Origin of the sequence: Aeromonas sp. 603607 (assembly GCF_049171595.1) — a bacterium.
Classification (GTDB): Bacteria; Pseudomonadota; Gammaproteobacteria; order Enterobacterales; family Aeromonadaceae; genus Aeromonas; species Aeromonas veronii.
Map to the genome: position 1 here is coordinate 37,048 of NZ_JAAKOV010000009.1, position 19,144 is coordinate 56,191.

Annotated in this window: 20 protein-coding genes and 1 riboswitch; of the genes, 13 read left to right on the top strand and 7 right to left on the bottom strand. The window is 60.1% G+C overall.

Features of this window, described 5'->3' with window-relative positions:
* Positions 1-133 precede the first annotated feature (133 nt).
* The 7 genes from G5315_RS10230 (at position 134) to G5315_RS10260 (ending at position 5,632) form a co-directional block, all read left to right on the top strand.
* Positions 134-1,108: a PstS family phosphate ABC transporter substrate-binding protein gene (locus tag G5315_RS10230; RefSeq protein ID WP_421231277.1), complete on the top strand. Its 975-nt coding sequence runs from the start codon at positions 134-136 to the stop codon at positions 1,106-1,108.
* A gap of 181 nt (positions 1,109-1,289) precedes the next feature.
* Complete coding sequence (locus tag G5315_RS10235; protein ID WP_421255033.1) at positions 1,290-2,096, top strand: M48 family metallopeptidase; 807 nt, start codon at positions 1,290-1,292, stop codon at positions 2,094-2,096.
* Positions 2,084-2,590 (top strand): GNAT family N-acetyltransferase, encoded by a 507-nt coding sequence (locus G5315_RS10240; protein WP_421249693.1) that lies wholly within the window; start codon positions 2,084-2,086, stop codon positions 2,588-2,590. Before G5315_RS10235 ends, G5315_RS10240 begins: the two co-directional genes overlap by 13 nt.
* A gap of 108 nt (positions 2,591-2,698) precedes the next feature.
* Complete coding sequence (locus G5315_RS10245; RefSeq protein WP_139443243.1) at positions 2,699-3,601, top strand: ROK family protein; 903 nt, start codon at positions 2,699-2,701, stop codon at positions 3,599-3,601.
* A gap of 41 nt (positions 3,602-3,642) precedes the next feature.
* Positions 3,643-4,368 (top strand): copper homeostasis protein CutC, encoded by a 726-nt coding sequence (locus G5315_RS10250; RefSeq protein WP_421332984.1) that lies wholly within the window; start codon positions 3,643-3,645, stop codon positions 4,366-4,368.
* A 149-nt stretch (positions 4,369-4,517) separates the two neighbouring features.
* Positions 4,518-5,129: an FKBP-type peptidyl-prolyl cis-trans isomerase gene (locus tag G5315_RS10255; RefSeq protein WP_005338405.1), complete on the top strand. Its 612-nt coding sequence runs from the start codon at positions 4,518-4,520 to the stop codon at positions 5,127-5,129.
* Positions 5,130-5,317: 188 nt separating this feature from the next.
* The gene (locus tag G5315_RS10260) at positions 5,318-5,632 is read left to right on the top strand and encodes a DUF2845 domain-containing protein (RefSeq protein ID WP_005338404.1); all 315 of its coding nucleotides are present in this window, start codon (positions 5,318-5,320) and stop codon (positions 5,630-5,632) included.
* Positions 5,633-5,684: 52 nt separating this feature from the next.
* Here G5315_RS10260 and G5315_RS10265 read toward each other — a convergent pair whose 3' ends face one another.
* On the bottom strand, positions 5,685-5,903 hold the full coding sequence (locus tag G5315_RS10265) for a DUF1107 family protein (protein WP_005338403.1): 219 nt from the start codon (positions 5,901-5,903) through the stop codon (positions 5,685-5,687).
* Between the two features lie 205 nt (positions 5,904-6,108).
* Here G5315_RS10265 and yfcD point away from each other — a divergent pair, with 205 nt between their 5' ends.
* Positions 6,109-6,591: an NUDIX hydrolase YfcD gene (gene yfcD / locus G5315_RS10270; RefSeq protein ID WP_421332985.1), complete on the top strand. Its 483-nt coding sequence runs from the start codon at positions 6,109-6,111 to the stop codon at positions 6,589-6,591.
* Between the two features lie 83 nt (positions 6,592-6,674).
* On the opposite strand, the gene G5315_RS10275 is transcribed toward yfcD, so the two are convergent.
* The gene (locus G5315_RS10275) at positions 6,675-7,601 is read right to left on the bottom strand and encodes a phenylacetate--CoA ligase family protein (RefSeq protein ID WP_167557840.1); all 927 of its coding nucleotides are present in this window, start codon (positions 7,599-7,601) and stop codon (positions 6,675-6,677) included.
* Between the two features lie 126 nt (positions 7,602-7,727).
* Here G5315_RS10275 and G5315_RS10280 point away from each other — a divergent pair, with 126 nt between their 5' ends.
* Positions 7,728-8,201, top strand: a complete 474-nt coding sequence (locus G5315_RS10280; RefSeq protein ID WP_100646526.1) for a peroxiredoxin — start codon at positions 7,728-7,730, stop codon at positions 8,199-8,201.
* Positions 8,202-8,326: 125 nt separating this feature from the next.
* Positions 8,327-9,295 (top strand): calcium/sodium antiporter, encoded by a 969-nt coding sequence (locus tag G5315_RS10285; protein ID WP_421332986.1) that lies wholly within the window; start codon positions 8,327-8,329, stop codon positions 9,293-9,295.
* 68 nt (positions 9,296-9,363) lie between these two features.
* Here the strand turns inward: G5315_RS10285 and G5315_RS10290 are convergent, their stop codons facing one another.
* Positions 9,364-10,530, bottom strand: coding sequence for a type III PLP-dependent enzyme (locus G5315_RS10290; protein WP_374995045.1), 1,167 nt, complete (start codon positions 10,528-10,530; stop codon positions 9,364-9,366).
* A gap of 507 nt (positions 10,531-11,037) precedes the next feature.
* A riboswitch (glycine riboswitch) is annotated at positions 11,038-11,153 on the top strand.
* A 107-nt stretch (positions 11,154-11,260) separates the two neighbouring features.
* Between G5315_RS10290 and G5315_RS10295 the strand changes: the two genes are divergently transcribed.
* Positions 11,261-12,637, top strand: coding sequence for an alanine/glycine:cation symporter family protein (locus tag G5315_RS10295; RefSeq protein WP_005338391.1), 1,377 nt, complete (start codon positions 11,261-11,263; stop codon positions 12,635-12,637).
* A gap of 114 nt (positions 12,638-12,751) precedes the next feature.
* Here the strand turns inward: G5315_RS10295 and G5315_RS10300 are convergent, their stop codons facing one another.
* Together G5315_RS10300 and G5315_RS10305 are read right to left on the bottom strand one after the other, a co-directional pair.
* Positions 12,752-13,468: a lipoyl protein ligase domain-containing protein gene (locus G5315_RS10300; RefSeq protein ID WP_421332987.1), complete on the bottom strand. Its 717-nt coding sequence runs from the start codon at positions 13,466-13,468 to the stop codon at positions 12,752-12,754.
* 99 nt (positions 13,469-13,567) lie between these two features.
* Positions 13,568-14,965 carry a nucleobase:cation symporter-2 family protein gene (locus G5315_RS10305; protein WP_040066712.1) on the bottom strand — a complete coding sequence of 466 codons (1,398 nt, stop codon included), beginning with the start codon at positions 14,963-14,965 and terminating at the stop codon, positions 13,568-13,570.
* 246 nt (positions 14,966-15,211) lie between these two features.
* Between G5315_RS10305 and G5315_RS10310 the strand changes: the two genes are divergently transcribed.
* Positions 15,212-16,333, top strand: coding sequence for a GGDEF domain-containing protein (locus G5315_RS10310; protein ID WP_421332988.1), 1,122 nt, complete (start codon positions 15,212-15,214; stop codon positions 16,331-16,333).
* Positions 16,334-16,366: 33 nt separating this feature from the next.
* Here G5315_RS10310 and G5315_RS10315 read toward each other — a convergent pair whose 3' ends face one another.
* Positions 16,367-16,615: a YciN family protein gene (locus tag G5315_RS10315; RefSeq protein WP_005338382.1), complete on the bottom strand. Its 249-nt coding sequence runs from the start codon at positions 16,613-16,615 to the stop codon at positions 16,367-16,369.
* A gap of 123 nt (positions 16,616-16,738) precedes the next feature.
* Complete coding sequence (locus G5315_RS10320) at positions 16,739-18,118, bottom strand: MATE family efflux transporter (RefSeq protein WP_421332989.1); 1,380 nt, start codon at positions 18,116-18,118, stop codon at positions 16,739-16,741.
* Positions 18,119-18,238: 120 nt separating this feature from the next.
* Between G5315_RS10320 and G5315_RS10325 the strand changes: the two genes are divergently transcribed.
* Positions 18,239-19,096, top strand: a complete 858-nt coding sequence (locus G5315_RS10325) for a helix-turn-helix transcriptional regulator (RefSeq protein WP_005338380.1) — start codon at positions 18,239-18,241, stop codon at positions 19,094-19,096.
* Positions 19,097-19,144: the final 48 nt, after the last annotated feature.

The following is a 19,144-nucleotide window of genomic DNA, read 5'->3' on the forward strand; positions in this document are numbered from 1 at the left end:
GGCCCTCTCTGCATTTGTGCAACTTTGTTGTCATGTCATTAAAGTGTCACATTTAATCCATAAATTTGTCACTGCCAGGTCAGATACTGGCGCCGTCTTAAGAACGGACCTTCTGTAACTTTGGAGAGATTGGATGAAACTCAACAAACTGGCTGGTGTAATCGGATTTACCGCAGCAACCCTGTTTTCTGCCAGCACCCTGGCCTATGGTGTCGACAAGGATCTGCCGGATTACACTCCGACCAGCGGTATCTCAGGCAACCTGTCCTCTGTCGGCTCTGATACTCTGGCCAACATGATGACCCTGTGGGCAGAAGAATTTAAGCGTGTCTACCCCAACGTAAATGTCCAGATCCAGGCGGCCGGCTCTTCTACCGCACCGACCGCCCTGACCGAAGGGGTTGCCCAGTTTGGTCCCATGAGCCGCGCCATGAAGGCCGGTGAAATCGAAGCGTTCGAGAAGCGTTATGGCTACAAGCCGACCGCTATACGCGTTGCCGTCGATGCCCTGGCGGTATTCGTCAACAAGGACAACCCCATCCAGGGGCTGACCATGCAGCAGGTTGATGCCGTTTTCTCCAGCACACTCAAGTGCGGCGAAGCCAAGGCGGCTACCAAGTGGTCTGATCTGGGTCTGGATGGCAGCTGGTCCGGCAAGGATCTGCAACTGTTCGGTCGCAACTCGGTATCCGGCACCTACGGTTACTTCAAGGAGCACGCGCTCTGTAATGGTGACTTCAAGAGCGGTGTGAACGAGCAGCCGGGTTCCGCCTCTGTGGTGCAGTCTGTTTCCGCTTCCCTCAACAGTATCGGTTACTCCGGTATTGGTTACGTTACCTCCGGCGTTCGTGCCATTCCGCTCTCCAAGGATGGCAAGACCTTTGTCGATGCGACTGCCGATAATGCCATCACCGGAAAATATCCGCTGTCACGCTTCCTGTACGTTTACGTGAACAAGCATCCGAACAAGCCGCTCTCTCCGATGGAGCAGGAGTTCGTCAAGATGATGCTCTCCAAGGCGGGCCAGAACATCGTTGCCAAAGATGGCTACGTACCGGTACCGGCCAAGGTGGTGCAGGCGGATCTGAAAAAGCTGGGCATCATGTAACCGCTTGCTGCCAGCATCTACTGATAAAACGAGCCCCAATCGGGCTCGTTTTGTTTTTGGTGACTGTCAGTTCTGTTAATAGCGCTGGATGGATGTTTTTCCGCCAGCCGGGGGCAGGTTCCCTTGCGTAGCAGGGCTGCATTTCCGAGAATAGGGCAACGTTATGGCAAAGGATCCCTTCATGATTGCGTCCCTCTCCAAGTTTGGCCTGGTAGCCCTCTGTAGTTCCCTGCTGGTCGCCTGCGCCCAGTCGCCGACTGGCCGCAGCCAGATGCTGCTCTACTCCCCCCAGCAGATGAACCAGCTTGGTGCCGACTCCTTCGAGCATATGAAAAAGCAGGAGAAGGTGAGCAAGGATGCCAAACTCAACGCCTATGTCTCCTGTGTCGCCAAGGCGGTGACCGCCCAGGTGCCGGCCAGCTATGGCATCACCAATTGGGAAGTGGTGGTGTTTGACTCCAAGCAGGTCAACGCCTTCGCCCTGCCCGGCGGCAAGATCGGGGTCTACAGCGGCCTGCTCAAGGTGGCCAAGAATCAGGATCAGCTGGCGACCGTCATCGGTCACGAGTTGACTCACGTGCTGGCCCAGCACTCCAACGAGCGACTCTCACGCAGCCAGTTGGCGGGGATCGGTCTGGCGGCTGCGGACATTGCCATGGGCACCAGCGAGTATCGCGGCGCCACCATGGCCGCCCTTGGCCTCGGGGTCGAGGTCGGAGTGATGCTGCCCTACGGCCGTACTCAGGAGAGCGAAGCGGATCGGCTGGGGCTTGAGCTGATGGCGCGTGCCGGGTTCAATCCGGCCGAGGCGATCCCCCTGTGGCAAAACATGAGTGCCGCCGCCGGTGGCAACACGCCGCCGCAACTGCTCTCTACCCACCCGAGCAACGAGAACCGGATCGCCGAGTTGCAGGCGCAACAGGCGCAAGTGCTGCCGCTCTATGAGCAGGCCCGCGCCAACGGTCTGGAGCCCCAATGCAAGGCATAAGCCTGCGCATGGCGCGCAGCGACGATGCCGCCGCCATGACGGTGATGCAGCGAGCCAGTTGGCTCGCTGCCTATGGCCAGGTGCTTGGTGCCGACCTGCTGGAGCAGCTGGACGTTACCGCCCATCTGCAGATCTGGCAGAGCCGTCTGGCCGAGCCGGGCCCAAGGCCCATGCTGCTTTGTCTCGATGAGGTAGTGATAGGCCTGCTCTACTGGCAACCACAGCAGGAAGCGGAGCAGAGCAGCGCCCTGATCCGCGCTTTTTACCTCCATCCCGACCACTGGCGACAAGGCTATGGCAAACGGCTGTGGCAGGCGGTGGCGATGCAGATGCGCCACGCCGGTTGCCATAGCGTCAAATTGTGGCTGCTCGATGGCAACCACATTGGCGAGGGGTTCTACCTGCGCCGCGGCTTTGTCTTTGATGGCGAAGAGCGCACCCTGATAAGCCTCGGGCAGCCCTGCCTGCAGCGACAAATGAGCCGTTTGCTCTGATCACTCTCCCGTTTTTCGCCTTTGGTCACTTTATTTTTTTTGCGAATTAATACAATGTCCCCCTTGAAACAGAGTTGGATAAACACGGGCTGACAAGGGAGTGCTGGTATGTATTACGGCTTTGATATCGGTGGCACCAAGATCGCCTTCGCGGTCTATGACGGTGCATTGAACCTCTGCCACGAGGAGCGCATGAGTACCCCGGGCAACGATTACGAGGGGTTGCAGCAGCTGATCCGCTCCCGGGTCGAGCAGGCAGATGCCCGCTTCGGCGCTCGGGGCTCGGTCGGTATCGGTTTCCCCGGTGTCATCAACAGCCAGGATCACAGCATAGTGGCGGCCAATCTGCCCTCCATCAATGGTCGCCATCTGGGCGCCGATCTGGCCGAGCTGCTGGAGCGGCCGGTCAAGGTGGATAACGACGCCAACTGCTTCCTCTGGTCCGAAGTGCATCAGGGTGCCGCCGACGGCGCAGGCAGTGCGCTTGGTGTCACCATCGGCACCGGCATCGGCGGCGCCGTTTATCTGGCGGGCAAGCTTATTCAGGGGCGCAACTGGCTGGCTGGCGAGATTGGTCACTACCCCTTGCCCGCGACCATGCTGATGAAGTACCCCGAGTTGCCCCGTCCCCGTTGCGGCTGCGGCCGTTTGGTCTGTTTTGAAACCTATGCCTCCGGCACCGGTCTGGAGCGTCTCTATCACCATTTCCATGGCCAGCGCGCCACGGGTCACCAGATTGTGGGACGCTTCGAGGCCCATGAACCCCATGCGGTCGAGACGGTCGACTGCTGGCTGGAGGTCATGGCCGCCGGGCTTGCCACCGCCATTTCGGTGATTGATCCCGAAGTGGTGGTGTTGGGGGGCGGCCTGAGCGGCCTGCCCGCCCTCTATGAACAGCTGCCGCTGCGTCTGCCCGGTCACTTGCTGCCCGGGGTCGCCCTGCCCGAGATCCGCCAGGCTCGCTTCGGCGGTGCCGGTGGTGTGCGCGGCGCAGCCTTGCTCAATCTATGAGATCAGATGTGGGGTCTGATCTCCCCGAAAAAGGAGTCCTCATGACCCGTCTTGAAATCTGTATCGACAACCTGGAATCCCTGTTTACCGCCCAGCAATCCGGGGCGGATCGCATCGAGCTCTGCTCTGCGCTGGGGCTGGGCGGTCTGACCCCCTCCTACGGCTTTATGCAACTGGCTGCCCGCCACGCCACCGTGCCGGTGTACGCCATGATCCGCCCGCGCGCCGGGGATTTTTGCTTCAACGACGGCGAGTTCGAGATGATGCTGCAAGATATCGCGGCGGCAAGCGCTGCGGGGCTGCAAGGGGTGGTGGTCGGTCTGCTGGATGAGGAGGGGCGGGTGCCTGCCGCCAAGCTCAAACAGCTGGTGGATGCAGCAGGATCGTTGGGGGTTACCTTCCATCGCGCCATCGACCTCTCCTCCGACTGGCGTCTGGATCTGGAGACCATAGTCGCGGCCGGCTGCGAGCGTATTCTGAGCTCGGGCCACGCCGCAACCGCGCTGGCTGGGCTCGAGACCCTGCAGGAGATGCAGCAGGCGCTGGCGGGACGTGCCAGCCTGATGCCGGGGGCCGGGGTCAATGCCGACAACGTGCGTACCATCATCGAGTTCACCGGGGTGAGCGAAGTGCATATGTCCGGCATGGGCTGGCGCGGTGGCATGGTGCCGCACGGAGTGAATATGGGCACTTCGGATGATGGTCGGGTCAATATCACCGATGGCGCCAAGGTGGCTGCGGTCAGAGTCTTGCTGGATCGCGGTTAAGCAGATCGCCGCCGTTGGGCGGCGTTCATCCGCATCTTGTGTGAAGTTCCTCCCACTGACGGGGAAATCAGGGGCGCCCCGGCAGCACCCCGGCCAAAAGTCTGATATTATCCCGCCTCTTTACTACATGGATCTGGAGCAACATCTCAATGTCCCAATACGACTCTATCGAACAGAAGGCCAGCTATGGCATCGGCCGCAACATGGGTGATCAGCTGGCGCAGCAAGCCTTCGCCGGTCTGGATATCCCGGCCCTGCAACAAGGTCTGGCAGATGCCCTGAATGGTCTGGAGTTCGCGGTCAGCCGTGACGATATCAATGATGCCTTCCAGGTGATCACTGCGCGTATGCAAGAAGAGCAGGAAGCCGCCGCCAAGGCCGCTGCTGCTGACGGCGAAGCCTTCCTGGCTGATAACGCCAAGCGCGCTGAAGTGAAGGTGACCGACTCCGGTCTGCAGTACGAAGTGCTGGTAGAAGGCAACGGTGCCGTTCCGGTAGCTGGTCAGTCCGTGCGTGTGCACTACCACGGTACCTTCACCCACGGTGGCGTATTCGACAGCTCCGTCGCTCGCGGCCAGCCGGCTGAATTCCCGGTGACCGGCGTGATCGCTGGCTGGGTTGAAGCGCTGCAGCTGATGCCGGTTGGTTCCAAGTGGAAGCTCTACATCCCCCACGATCTGGCCTACGGTGCCCGTGGCGCGGGCTCTATCCCGCCTTACTCTGCACTGGTATTTGAAGTCGAGCTGCTGGACATTCTGTGATCCTGCTGGCTTGATGCAAACGGCGACCCTCGGGTCGCCGTTTGTTTTTGGGTTATGTGATAGACAGCATTTGTCGCGACCAGCGGGCTGGAGAGCAGAAAAGGGCGGCACTTTTGCGCTTTTTACTGGTTTTTTCAGAAACGGGAACAGGCATACTGCGACTCATTAGAGAGGATAAGGAGAACCCGATGAGCAAGAAGATGAAGAAAGTAGCGGGGCTTGCACTGTTGCTGCTGAGTATTCCGGCCAGTGCTGATGCCATGCGCTGCAAGAACGCCCTGATCACCGAGGGAGACACCACCGCCGAGATGCTGCTCAAGTGCGGTGAGCCGATGTTGCGTGAAGAGCTCAACCGCAACGAGGAGAACCAGTTTGGCAACATGGTGCAGGTCAAATATGGTGAACGCTGGACCTACAACTTCGGCAAGAACGAGTTCATGCGCTTTGTGACGGTGCGCAACGGCATCATTACCGATATCGAAAACGGCCCGCGCGGCCAGTAGCCGGCGGGCAAAGCATGGATGCACAACAGACAGTAGGGCAAGACCCTTTGACTCACATATCCGGCAAGGGGTCGCGGTGACCAAGTTGTCTGACAGCCAGATTGATCTGGCGAGCCAGTCTTAGCCGCTGGCGGCAGGTCAGGCCATGGAGGCTGATCCTGCCTGCGTTGAATTCAAATGTCCCCAGCGACTCGATGGCAAAATAGCCTCGATGAAAGCTCTTGATGTAGCGAGCGATCTGCCGTGGGGATAACTGCTTGAATACCTTCATCACACGGTTCCCTGATTGCCTGGACAGGGCACACTATGGTGTCGGTCGATGACACTGATATGACGGTTTATAAAGATTTGTGTGAATCCTTACTCTGGCTGTGGGCATCATAAAAAGGGCCGTTCCGGCCGAAAAAGTAGTGCCATGACAACGAGCTGCACCGATATACTTCGGGCTTGAATGGAACAAATAAAAGGGCCTGTGCGTGGAATGGGTTGATGTGGTGGACGGGAACAACCGGGTGATTGGCGTGGCCGAGCGAGCCAAGGTGCGGCGAGAGAATCTCTGCCATCGCGCCAGCTATATTCTGGTGCTCGACGACGCGGATCGGATCCTGGTGCAGCGACGCACCCTCAGCAAGGATTTCTGCCCCGGCATGCTGGATGCCTGCGCTGGTGGCGTGGTCACCACCGGTGAGGAGATGGAGCGCTCCGCCCGCCGCGAGCTGGCCGAGGAGCTGGGGATTATAGATGTTCCTCTGCAGGGCTTTGGCAGCTTTTATGCGGAAGGGGAGGGCTACCGGGTCTGGGGTGGCCTCTTCAGTTGCCGTTATCAGGGGCCGCTGCAGTTGCAGGCCGAAGAGGTGAGCTCGGTGCACTGGATGAGCCTGGCCGAGATCGCCGAGCGTGCCAGCGAATTTACCCCCGACTCCCTGCTCGCCATCGCCACCTGGCAGGCGAGGCGCTGACCAATTTCATATATCCTCTTCTTCAGAGACAAGACGGGCAGCCTGATGGCTGCCCGTTTGCCTTTGTGCATTTACTTGGCCTGCTACACCAGTTTTAGGCGCCGGTTGGAGCGACCGCACGGGCTTGGCGTCGTGAGCCAGTGCCCCTGCCAGTCGGTGACGAGGCGCAGCAATGGATACTCCAGGTCAAGCCTGGTCAGCACCAGCTGGCCGGTCTCGTCGCCGCTCACCGGCTCGCCGCTGGCGGGATCGATGATCTCGATGATGCAACTCTCGCTCACAATAAATCCCTCTCCTGGTCGGCTCTCGTAAGCCACTACCCCCACATCCTGCCACACCAGACAGTTGAGGGCCGCAATGCCGTGAATGGCGCGCAGCGGCGTGGTTTCCGGGTGAGTGGCTTCACACAGCAGTGCGCGGCGCAGCGAGTCGGTCGGGATGTCGGCCGCTTCGGCCGCTTCCAGCAGATCGAGCAGGGTCACCAGCGGACCGACGTAGCCGGTGGGTTGATAGCGCAGCAGCGCCTCCAGTTGGCGCTGGGTATCGTGGGGCCCGCAAGGTACCACGGGGGCACCCAGCTGTCGGGCACCGTTATCGAAGATAAAGGCGGTGGGGCCGGCATGATAGTCGTGGCCATTGAGTATTACCTCACCCGGCTTGAAGCCGGCGGCAAACAGTGCTCGAGCGGCCCCCCACCAGTCTGCTCCCGCATACTCGGGGATGGCCAGCTGGCCCGGACAGGAGAAGACCCGCAACGCCTGACTGGCGGGGCGGCCGGTGAGTCCGGCGAACGGAGGGTGAGCCTGCTGGGCGGCAAACAGCTCTTTGCTGTCGAGCAGTGGCAGGGTGGCCAGCTCTGCCAGATCCTCGAGGCGGCACTGGCGATAGACGCTGGAGTAACCGGCGCAATATTGACTGACATGGGTAAGCTGATGATTGAGCTGCTCCAGCTGCTGTTGTTCGCGCAAGGCGGGGGGGCGAATTTCCAGTCCATCGTAATAGTGCTGCATGAGGCTTCCTTGGTCGGCTGATCCTGCTCAAGGTTAGTTCAAATGATCCCGGCAAAGGGAGGTCTGTGTCACAGCTCGGCAGTGGGGTAGACTGGGGCCTCCTCCCTCCACTTAAGGACGAGCACAATGATTGCGATGGGTCAGACTCTGCCTTCGGGCGAATTTACCTTTATCACCGCCGAGGGCAAGCAGCTGCGGGATAGCCAGACGCTGTTCGCCGGTAAAAAAGTAGTGCTGTTTGCCGTGCCCGGTGCTTTTACTCCCACCTGCTCCAATGCCCACCTGCCCGGTTATGTGGTGCTGGCCGATCAGTTTATGGCCAAAGGGGTGGATGCCATCTGCTGTCTGTCGGTCAACGATGCTTTCGTGATGCGGGCCTGGCAGACGGCCCAGAATGCCGAGGCGATCACCATGCTGGCGGATGGCGACGGCAGCTGGACCCGGGCGTTGGGTCTGGCCAAGGATACCGGCGCCTTTGGAGGTATCCGCGCCCAGCGCTTTGCGTTGATCGCCAACGATGGCGTGGTCGAGCAGCTGTTTGTGGAGGCGCCTGGCAAGTTTGAGGTCTCCGATGCCGCGAGTCTGCTGGCTGTGCTGTGAAATGTTAATCGCAGTTTGATTTTCCCTTGAAATGGGAGGCTGGCTCGTTACACTGGCGCCACTTTTGAATTGGGTCAGGAGCTTGTCCTGACTCTGTTGCTTACTGGCGATGGGATGGAGATGTTATGACCCTGGCTGTTGTTGCCCTGATTGCCGGACTGGCGCTGCTGGTCTGGAGTGCTGACAAGTTTGTGGATGGTGCTGCGGCGACCGCCCGTTATGCGGGGATGCCACCGCTGCTGATCGGCATGGTGATCATCGGTTTTGGTACATCGGCCCCTGAGATGGTGGTCTCGGCGCTGGCGGCGTCACAGGGCAATCCCGGGTTGGCGCTTGGTAATGCCTATGGCTCCAACATCACCAATATCGCGCTGATCCTGGGTCTGACGGCACTGATCAGCCCTATCGCGGTGGCCTCTCAGGTAGTGCGCAAGGAGATCCCCATCCTGCTCGGTATTACCCTGCTCTCAGGTGCCCTGCTGATTGATGGTCATCTGGGCCGGATGGATGCGGTCATTCTGGGGGCCGTCTTCGTTGCCCTGATGGGCTGGTCCATCTGGGCTGGCATGAATGGCAAGGGAGATGCGCTGGATAGCGAGACCGCCGAGGATATCGAGAGCGAGGGGATGTCCCTCAAGAGCGCCGTTTTCTGGTTGGTGGTCGGGCTGGTGCTGCTGATCGGCGCTTCCCGCCTGTTGGTCTGGGGGGCGGTGACCATCGCTCAGGCGCTTGGTATTAGCGATTTGGTGATTGGTCTCACCATCGTCGCTATCGGTACTTCGCTGCCGGAGCTGGCTTCGTCTCTCATCGCCATTCGCAAGAACGAGCATGATCTGGCCCTTGGCAACGTGCTGGGCTCCAACCTGTTCAACACCCTGGCGGTGGTGGGGATCGCGGCGGGTATTCATCCGTTGGATGTGGCGCCGGAAGTGCTCTCCCGCGACTGGAGCATCATGATGGGGTTGACCCTGCTGCTGCTGGTGATGTGTCTGGGCCGCAAGGGGCAGGGCCGTATCAACCGGTTGGAGGGGGGCGTGCTGCTCACCTGCTTCGTCGCCTACACCGGCTGGCTGCTGACCAGTCAGTTCGTCTAGCCAGATCTGGCAAGATAAAACGAAAGAGGGGAAGCCTGGCTTCCCCTCTTTGCATTCAGGTGTCGGTCTTAAGCGACGGCCACCAGTTTCTGCCCCTTCTGACTGCTGTCCAGAATCAGGATGCTGGCCTTGGGGAAGAAGTTGAAGGTGGAGGCGGAGGCCCAGGTGTAGGCGCCCATCACCTTGCCAACCACCAGTTCGCCGATAGCCAGGTCCGGCAGCATGATGCCATCGCGGATCACATCCACGCTGTCGCAGGTGGGGCCTGAGAGTACCGAGTTATGCAGCTCGCCACTGGCATAAGGCGTGCTCACCGGATAGGTGACGTGGTCATAGAGCTGGCCGTTGTAGCTGCCGTAGAGGCCATCATCCAGGTAGTACCAGATCTTGTCGCCACGGTGGGCCTTGCCCATCACGCTGGATACCGAAGTCATGGCCGGCGCACTGATAAAGCGGCCCGGTTCGGCAATCTTCTGCACGGTGGCGGGCAGCTTGGCCAGTGCTTCGCGGATCGGCGCGCAGAAGCTGTCGATATCGAACTCGCCCCCCTCATAGTCGACCGGGAAGCCGCCGCCGATATCCAGCACCCAGGGCTTGAGCCCGAGCGCCCAGGCCTGCTCCATGATCTCGCGGCAGGCGTCGATAGCCTGTACATGGCGACGGGCGTGGGGTACCTGAGAGCCGACGTGGAACGACAGCCCCATCACCTTGATCCCCTTGGCGTGGGCCAGTTGCAGCAGCGGCAGCGCCTGCTCCGGAGTGCAGCCGAACTTCTTGGAGAGATCGACCTTGGTCTCGGGGTTCGGGAAGCTGACCCGCAGCAGCAGTTTCACTTCGTCCTTGTAGGGAATGAACTTCTCCAGCTCCAGCGGGTTGTCGTAGACAAACACGGTGCAGCCGAACTCCAGCGCATAACGGATATCGCTGTCGCGCTTGATGGGATGGGTATGAATGCAACGTCCCGGGCGAACCCCCTGACTGCGCACCAGATCCACTTCGCCATTGGTGGCCAGATCGAAACAGGCCCCCTCTTCCTTCAAGACAGAGACCACCGCCTCATGGGGCAGGGGTTTGAGTGCATAGTGCAATCGTACATCGGGCAGGGCGGCGGCCAGGGCCCGATACTGTTTGCGGACGGCTGCCTTGTCGAGCAGCAGCAGGGGGGAGCCGAATTGTTCAACCAGCTGACGGTAATCTTGTGCGACCACATCTTTTGCAACCAGGGTCTCGTTCATTCTCTTTTGGTCATCCTTAGGGGGCGTGATATGCCCAAGCCATATGCGATTGAACCGGCGACGGCCGGGTCAGGCGAGCGGTCCGGTGGGACCAACCGAACACAGTGCATAAATTGATAACAAAGTGCTTGGTTATGCAGCGGATTATCGGCTTATTGCTTCTGTGTGCAAGCATTTTGATTGGATATGTCGGCAAGATTTTCTTGGCGAAACGAGAGGGATCACTGTTCTCTATCCGCCATTTTTCCCGTTTGGGCCACATTTGATCCGTGAGAACCTAACTTGTTGATAGTTAACTAACATTTAACATTCTTGTCGCTGCTCTGGCGGTCACTAAAAAAATATAAATGGGGGCGGCCAAGTGCGAGACAGCTCACATTTTTTGGATTAACATGCCGACTTCCTAATCCAAACTAGTTCGGATGAAGGTAGCAGGAGAGCGATGGGCAACCATCCACCGAAGAAGTGAATCTTTCAGGTACCGGGCAACCGGTGTGGACTGCTACTGGACGATACTCTGGAGAGACCCGTTAAATCGGGCGCCGAAGGAGCAAGGCACCATGGCTACCCGCAAGGGCAGGCTGGCGCCGGAAACTCTCAGGCAAAAGGACAGAGGGGATGGGATGGTTGTACCTGGGCTTGGCCCGCATCCGATCGCCTCTGGCCGATCGCGACACCTATGGGAAGATCATCCTTCTCCTCCTTAATTTCTGTTTCTTAAGGAGGATGCATGTCATCAATTCAATCGGCGTTAACCGCCATCGATAGCTTTATCTGGGGGCCACCCCTGCTGATCCTGCTGGTCGGGACCGGTATCTATCTCACCCTGCGTCTGGGTCTGCTTCAGGTGGTGCGCTTGCCGCTCGCTCTGCGGCTGGTCTTTGGCCGCGATCAGGGGCAGGGCAAGCAGGGGGATGTCTCCAGCTTCGGCGCCCTCTGTACCGCCCTCTCTGCCACCATCGGTACCGGCAACATCGTCGGAGTGGCTACCGCCATCAAGCTCGGCGGCCCCGGTGCCCTGTTCTGGATGTGGATGGCGGCGCTGTTCGGCATGGCCACCAAGTACGCCGAGTGTCTGCTGGCGGTGAAATATCGCGAGCAGGATGCCAACGGCCAGATGGCGGGTGGTCCCATGTACTATCTGGAGAAGGGGCTCGGCTCCAAGCCGCTCGCCAAGTTGTTTGCCCTGTTTGGCATCGGCGTGGCTTTCTTCGGGATCGGTACCTTCCCGCAGGTCAATGCCATCTCCGACGCCATGAGCCTCTCCTTCTCGGTGCCCCGTGAAGCGACCGCCGTAGTGCTGACCCTGATCGTGGCGCTGGTGACCCTGGGGGGGATCAAGTCGATATCCAGCGTGTCGAGCAAGGTGGTGCCCTTCATGGCCATCTTTTACATCGTCGCCTGTCTGGGCGTGCTGGTGAACAACGCCAGCGCCCTGCCCGATGCCGTCATGCTGGTTATCGAGAGTGCCTTTACTGGCCATGCGGCGACCGGCGGCTTCGTCGGTGCCAGCATCATGCTGGCCATTCAGTCCGGGGTGGCGCGCGGGGTTTTCTCCAACGAGTCAGGTCTGGGCTCTGCACCCATCGCGGCGGCGGCGGCCAAGACCGATTCGTGCGTGGAGCAGGGGCTGGTCTCCATGACAGGTACCTTCATCGACACCATCATTATCTGCACCATGACCGGCCTGACCCTGGTGGTCACCGGCGTGTGGAGCGGCGATGCAAGCGGCGCGGCCATGACCAGTCTGGCCTTTGCCCAGGGGCTCGATGCTCATGTCGGCCAGTATCTGGTGAGCATTGGCCTGCTGTTCTTCGCCTTTACCACCATCCTTGGCTGGAACTACTACGGCGAGCGCTGCACCGAATACCTGTTCGGGGTGAAGGCGATCAAGCCCTATCGTCTGGTCTATCTGGCGCTGGTTGCGAGCGGTGCTTTCCTCCATCTGGACATGATTTGGCTCCTTGCCGATATCGTTAACGGCCTGATGGCGGTGCCCAACCTCATCGGCCTGATTGGCCTGCGCCATGTGGTGATCGCCGAGACCCGCGCCTACTTTAGCCGGGATCTGGATAGCGAAGCCGAGCCGGAGCCGCAGACGGCCTGAATGCCCCAGCCCGTTTCACGTTCCCATTGAAAAGAACAAGCCACGACTCCGGTCGTGGCTTTTTTGTGCGCAGTGTCTATGGATGGGTACTTTCCCTCTCCCTTCGGAATAAGGTCAGGATGGGGGGGATAGCCCCTCGCTCAGCAGGCTATCCAGACGTGCTCGCACTTTCTCTACCAGTGCCTGATCGCTACCGTGCCAATCGATGCAGCTTGCCAGCGTGGTGGAGGTTCCCGCCATAAAACGCAGCTCGCCGCCCGCCAGCTCGTAGAAGCGGCTTGCCATCCTGGTTCCCTCATCCACATCACCCGCCACCAGCAGCATGGCTTGCGCCAGCACGGCGCCCTGGTGATCCTGCCCCGGCGCCAGCCAGCGCTGGGCAGTGCCGGTGATCTTGCGTCCCCCGATCACCAGATTGTACTGACCATCGCAAAAGGAGCCGGGCACGAAGTCATAGCTTCCCTCAAGGCCGTACTCTGCCAGCAGGGTCAGCAGTGGCGTCCCCAGCAGCCGATAGTAGTGGGCGAGATCTGTGGTGGTACGGGGCAGCAGCAGGGATAGGTTGAGGATCCCCGCTCCGTGGGGTACGGCAGTGCCGCCGCTGTCGCGCACATGCACTGGCCAATCTTCAGCTGCAAGTTGCTGGCAGGCGGCTTCGTAATGGGGGAGGCGGGTATCCTTGCGGGTGACAATCAGGCATTGGGGGGCTTGCCACAGGTGAGCGCGGGGCTGGCCGTCATGGGCACAGTCGCGCAACCAGCGCTGCTCTTGCGCCAGTATCTGTGCGGGTGAAGCGGTATCGGGGAGGGGGGAGAGCAGGCGATAGAGCATGGCGGCATCCTCAAAAAAGGCTGCCCAGCACACTACCCGTGGCGACTGGCAAGGTAAAGCCCCGCAGTGCGGGGCTGTTTGCTATCGGTAGGCTGTGTCTCAGGAGTGGCGTGCTTCGCGCTTGGGCAGCAGCAGGTTGAGCACGATGGCGGTAATGCCACCGGTGGCGACGCCGTAGGAGAGCACGCTCTTGGCCAGCTCCGGCAGGTGTTGCAGCACTTCCGGCACCTGCGCGACTCCCAGCCCCATGGCCAGCGACACTGCCAGGATCATCAGGGCGCGGCGATCCAGCTCCTCGCGGGCAATGATGCGCACGCCAGCGGCGGCGATGGTGCCGAACATCACGATAGTGGCGCCCCCCAGCACGGGCTCGGGGATCTGCTGCACCAGGCTGGCGACCGCCGGGAACAGGCCAAGCAGGGCCAGCATGGCGGCGATAAAGAGACCGACGTGACGGCTGGCGACGCCGGTCAGCTGAATGACGCCGTTATTCTGGGCGAAGGTGGACATGGGGAAGGTGGAGAAAACCGCCGCCAGCATGGAGTTGGCACCATCGGCCAGCACGCCGCCTTTGATCCGCTCCATATAGACAGGCCCTTCCAGTGGCTCGCCGGAGATATCCGAGGTGGCGGTCATGTCGCCGATCGCTTCGAGCGCCGTCACCACGAAGATGATGGCGAGCGGTACGAACAGCTGCCAGTCAAAGCCGAGACCGTAGTGGAGTGGAATGGGCACCATCACCAGGGGGCCGTCGAAGGTGGGGGCGCTCACTTTGCCCAACAGCAGGGCCACGGCATAGCCCGCCAGCATGGCGATCATGATGGCGGAGAGGCGCAACCAGGGGTTGCGACTGCGCTGCAGCAACACGATAAGGCCGAGCACCAGCAGGGAGAGGAAGAGGTTGGTGTGACTGGCGAAGCTGCCATCAGAGAGGGCTGCATAGCCGCCGCCCATGCTGATCAGGCCCACTTTGATCAGGGTCAGGCCGATCAGCAGCACCACGATGCCGGTGACCAGCGGGGTGATGATCCGTTTCACCAGATGGAGGAAGCGGCTCATCACCACGATAGTGAGTGCGGCAACCATCATGGTGCCGAACAATGTGCCCAACAGATCCTCGGTGGGCATGGCGGCCTGCTTGAGGGCGAGACCGGAGGCGATGATGGGGCCGAGGAAGTTGAAGCTGGTGCCCTGTACCGAGAGCAGGCCGGAACCGATGGGGCCGAAGCGGCGGGTTTGAATGAAGGAGGCGATGCCGGACATGACCAGCGACATAGAGACGATATAACGGGTGTCGGCGGCAGGGAGGCCGAGGGCATTGGCGATAATCAGGGGCGGGGTAATGATGGCGACAAACATGGCGAGCATATGCTGCAGGGCGGCGAACAGCGTCTGGGGCAGAGGCGGGACATCCTCTATGCCATAGACCAGTTCGCTATGGGCTCGCCTGGGGGGATGGGCCTCTCGATTGGCGCGTGTGACAGCAGCCTGTTCCATAAGTACCTCGAATTGTGTGGGGAGGGGGAGAAAATTGGGCGCTATTGTAGTGATTGAAATGAGGCTGACCAGCGCTAATTATGCAAAAAAAGGTTTATTTTTTGATGGGTTGAAACGTTTGCGCGCTGCGATTATCATCTGTCGGTTTGTGTGATCAACCTCTCCTTTTTATTCTCCCCGCTAATGACATTTTTACCACTTTGTAGGTGTAGAATGAGCCCTCAGTATTCATCGTGGAGACTCTGGATGCTCAAGTTGTCAGAGTTCTGGAGTGCGAGGGTTCACTCCGAAGATTTTACTCGTACTCGCATGGGCTTTATGACGGTGCGGTTGCGCCTGCTGACCTGCTTGCTGATGCTTGGATTGCCCGCCTGGGCAGTGGTGGATTGGTTGACCTTGCCCGCCGTTCATTTCGAGCAGCTGTTCCAGGCCAGGATCTTCTGCACCCTGGCGCTCTCGCCACTTATTCCGCTCTCGTACCTCATCCACTTCAAGCGGGAGCGGATGAAGCTGGCCCTTGGCTACCTGATGGCCGTGATGATGCTCTTCTCCCTCTTTTGCCTGAACAGCTTTGGCGCCGGACAGGAGTTGCAGGCGGGCTATGCTGCCTTTCCCTATCTGCTGATCACCCTGTTTGCCATCTTCCCCATCCCCCTCTCCCTCGGCTTGCAACTGGCAGGCGTGGTACTGGTGACCATGCTGCTGGGCCACTGGCTGCTGGTGGGCCAGAGCATCTGGAGTCAGGCCACCCTGAATCAAGTGTGGGTGCTCGGCATGTTTACCATGGCCAGCTGCTGGGTGCAGTGTGGCCAACTCAACATGCTGCTGCGGCTATATCGGGAATCGACCACTGATGAGCTGACCGGCATGATGAACCGCCGCCTGCTGATGAAGCAGCTGGAGCAGGCCAGAGTCCGGCTGCAGCTCAAGAAGAAGCCCTTTGCGGTGATGCTGCTGGATCTCGATCGCTTCAAGCGGATCAACGATATCTACGGCCATCTGGCGGGGGATGCGGTGCTCAAGGAGGTGGCGACCACCCTGGGGGAGCAGCTGGAGCCTGATATGGTGCTGGGGCGTTATGGCGGCGAAGAGTTTGCCATCCTGATGCACAACTGCGCAGATCCGGCGCTGGCGAGCAAAATGGCCGAGCGGCTGCGCATTGCCGTCGAGGCGCGGCTGGTGAAGAGCCCCACCTCGGACGAATTGCTGGAGGTGACGGTGAGTATCGGGATTGCCATGGCCCGTTCCGACGACACCATCGATATTCTGATCAACCGTGCCGACGAGTGTCTCTATCAGGCCAAGATGGCGGGACGCAACTGCGTGGTGGTCGAGGGGCAAAACCGCGCAAAAACAGATGCCGCCTGAGGGCGGCATCCTGTTGGCAATGAGCTGGCGAGATCAGGCCAGCTTGTACTTGCCGGAGAGCTGCTGGGCCAGCAGCTTGAACATGTTGAAGACCGCCATGGTCTTGCCGGTCGGGGTGCCGTCTTCGGCCAGGAAATACTCCCCCTTGAACACCAGAATATCCCCCTTCTGCTCCACCGAATCGGCGCGCATACCGTGGATGAAGTCTTCATGCTCCTTGATGATCTTGTTGGCCATCTCAAGCAGGGCCGTCTCGGTGATCAGCTCTTTCTGTGGTTGCATGCTCGTCTCCTTAAACGACTACTGGACAGGGAAACCGTGGATCCCTGTCTCTGATTGAAGAGGCGCCCAGCATACTGCAAACAGGGTTTTTCTGTCATTGATATGACCCCGATTTGTGGCTGTTTATCCGATCACCAGATTCTTCAACCAGCAGCGTTGGCGAATACGGCGCTGCACCAGCAACACCTTGCTGAGCTCCTCCAGCAAGACCACCGCCACCACCCAGGAGAGGGGCCAGCCGAGCAGCGTGACCGCCACCCAGGCGAGCGGGATGCCGATGCACCACATGCCGACGATGTCGATAAAGATGCTATAGTTCACATCACCGCCAGAGCGCAGCACTCCGATGATCCCCACCATGTTGAACACCTTGAGCAGCATCCCGAGACACATGATGCCGAGCACCTGTCCCGCTTCCGTCATCAGCTCGGGGGGCAGGTTGCCGACCCACTGCAGCAGGTTGGCTTGCAGCAGCCAGACGATGATCCCCACAAGTAGCGCGCCAATCGGCGCCAGCAGCAGGAACAGCTGGGAGTGCTGCCAGGCGACCTCGTACTCCTCGGCCCCGAGCCGGTGGCCGAGCAGGGTGGAGCAGGCCACCGCCAGTCCGAAGAAGAGGGAGATAAGGATGCTCTCCAGGGTGCCGAGGGTGGTCATGATGGCCAGCGAATCGGTGCCAAGATGGGCATAGAGAAAGCCGTAAATCAGCATGCCGAAGGCCCAGAGGCCGTCATGGAACAGCAGCGGCAGGGCGATCAGGGTAAAGCGCACCACCTCCTTGCGCTTGAAGGCGGCCAGCCAGTCTGGTGCACGCGGGATCAGGCGCGCCTCATAACGCTTTACGTAGAGCAGCAGCAGGGCTGTCTGCAGCAGCCGGGAAATGGTGGTGCCCCAGGCCGAACCGGCGACCCCCATCGCCTCGAAGCCGAAGTGACCGAAGATGAGGGCGTAGTTGAGGATGACGTTGGCGATGATGGCGATAATGCCGATGCGGGTCGGCGCGGCGGCATTGCCGACCGAGCGCAGGGCTGATTCCAGCGGCACTACTATGGCGGTACAGAGGATGGTGGCGCCGGTGATCATCAAGAATTGATCCGCCAGAGCTCGCAGTGCCGGATCCTGACTGGCAAAGCCGAGTACGCTGCCCGGTGATAACACATAGATGAAGGCAAAGGGCAGGGTGACCAGCATGGCGCCCACTATGGCCAGCGCCAGGGAGCGGCGCACTCCGGCCATCTCCCCGCGCCCGAAGTATTGTGCTGCCAATACCGAGACCCCGCCCGCGAGGCCCGCTATCACCAGCAGATTGAAGAAGAAGACCCGGTTACCCAAGCCGACCGCCGCCACAGCCGTGGTGCCAAGCTGGCTCACCATCATGATATCGATGAGGCCGAGCAGGGAGAACATCATGGATTGCAGCGAGACAGGCAGAGCCAGCCGCCACAATCGGGTCATGAACTCGCGATCGGTGGTTTGTTTTAAAATCGCTTGCCAATAATTCATAGTTGTTAACCGGGTATGAGAAAAGCAAGGTTTGTCAGGGGTATGATAGGGGCTGATGAGGCTCTTCTCACTGTGAGTAGCTCTCGATTTTCTTGTGTAAAACTATCGTGTTGAGGTGTTATGCCATTTGCCAGCGAGTGTCTGGAGATAGCGCCAGCCTGTGAAGAGCAGATGCTGGGACGTGAAGGGCTGCCCCTGCTCGGCGAGGCGGGGATCTTCCTGACCGGCCTCTCCCGGGTGCGTGATCACTACCTCATCCGTCGCAATCGCCCCGAGTTTCACATCCTGATGGTGAGTCACGATGAGGGTGGCGCGCTGCTCACCGACGAGGGGGAGCAAGCCATTCCGGCCGGATCGCTGATTTTCCTGCCCGCCGCCGTACCCGGTGGTCTCAAACTGATTGGCGAAAGCTGGCAGATCAGCTGGATTTTGCTCGATGACGTGCCACGCTGGCAGCACCTGCATCGCCTTGGTCACCGTATCTGGCAAGGGGATGGCGGCGATCAGCTCTACCATCTGCTCAGCCTGATGCAGGGGGAGGGGGTTCGCTCTTCGCTGCAACCTCAACTGCTCAGCCTGTTGCTGGCGCTGCTGGAGCGGACCCTGCAAGGGGAGGTGCGCGGTACCCCTGAACTCAGGTTGCAGGCACTGTTTCGCCGGGTGGAGGCGCGCCTGGACGAACCCTGGAGTGTCGCCCTGCTGGCCCGACAGATGGCCTGCTCCGTTCCCCATCTGCACCGGCTCTGTCAGCAAGCGTTTGGTATGGGGCCGATGGCGAGGGTGACCGAGCTCAGAATGAACAAGGCGCGCCAGCTGCTGCTCTATACCAACTGGCCACTTGGCGAGCTGGCGGCCCGGGTCGGTTACAGCGATGGGGCCAACTTTGCCAACCGCTTTCGTCGTCTGACTGGTCAGACCCCCGGCGCCTTTCGTCGACTGGGTCGCAAACCTTTTGCAACGGATGTGCAAACTCTTTGAAATTAATGAGACAAGCCCCTAGGATCGGCGGGTCCCTGCGTCTAGCTA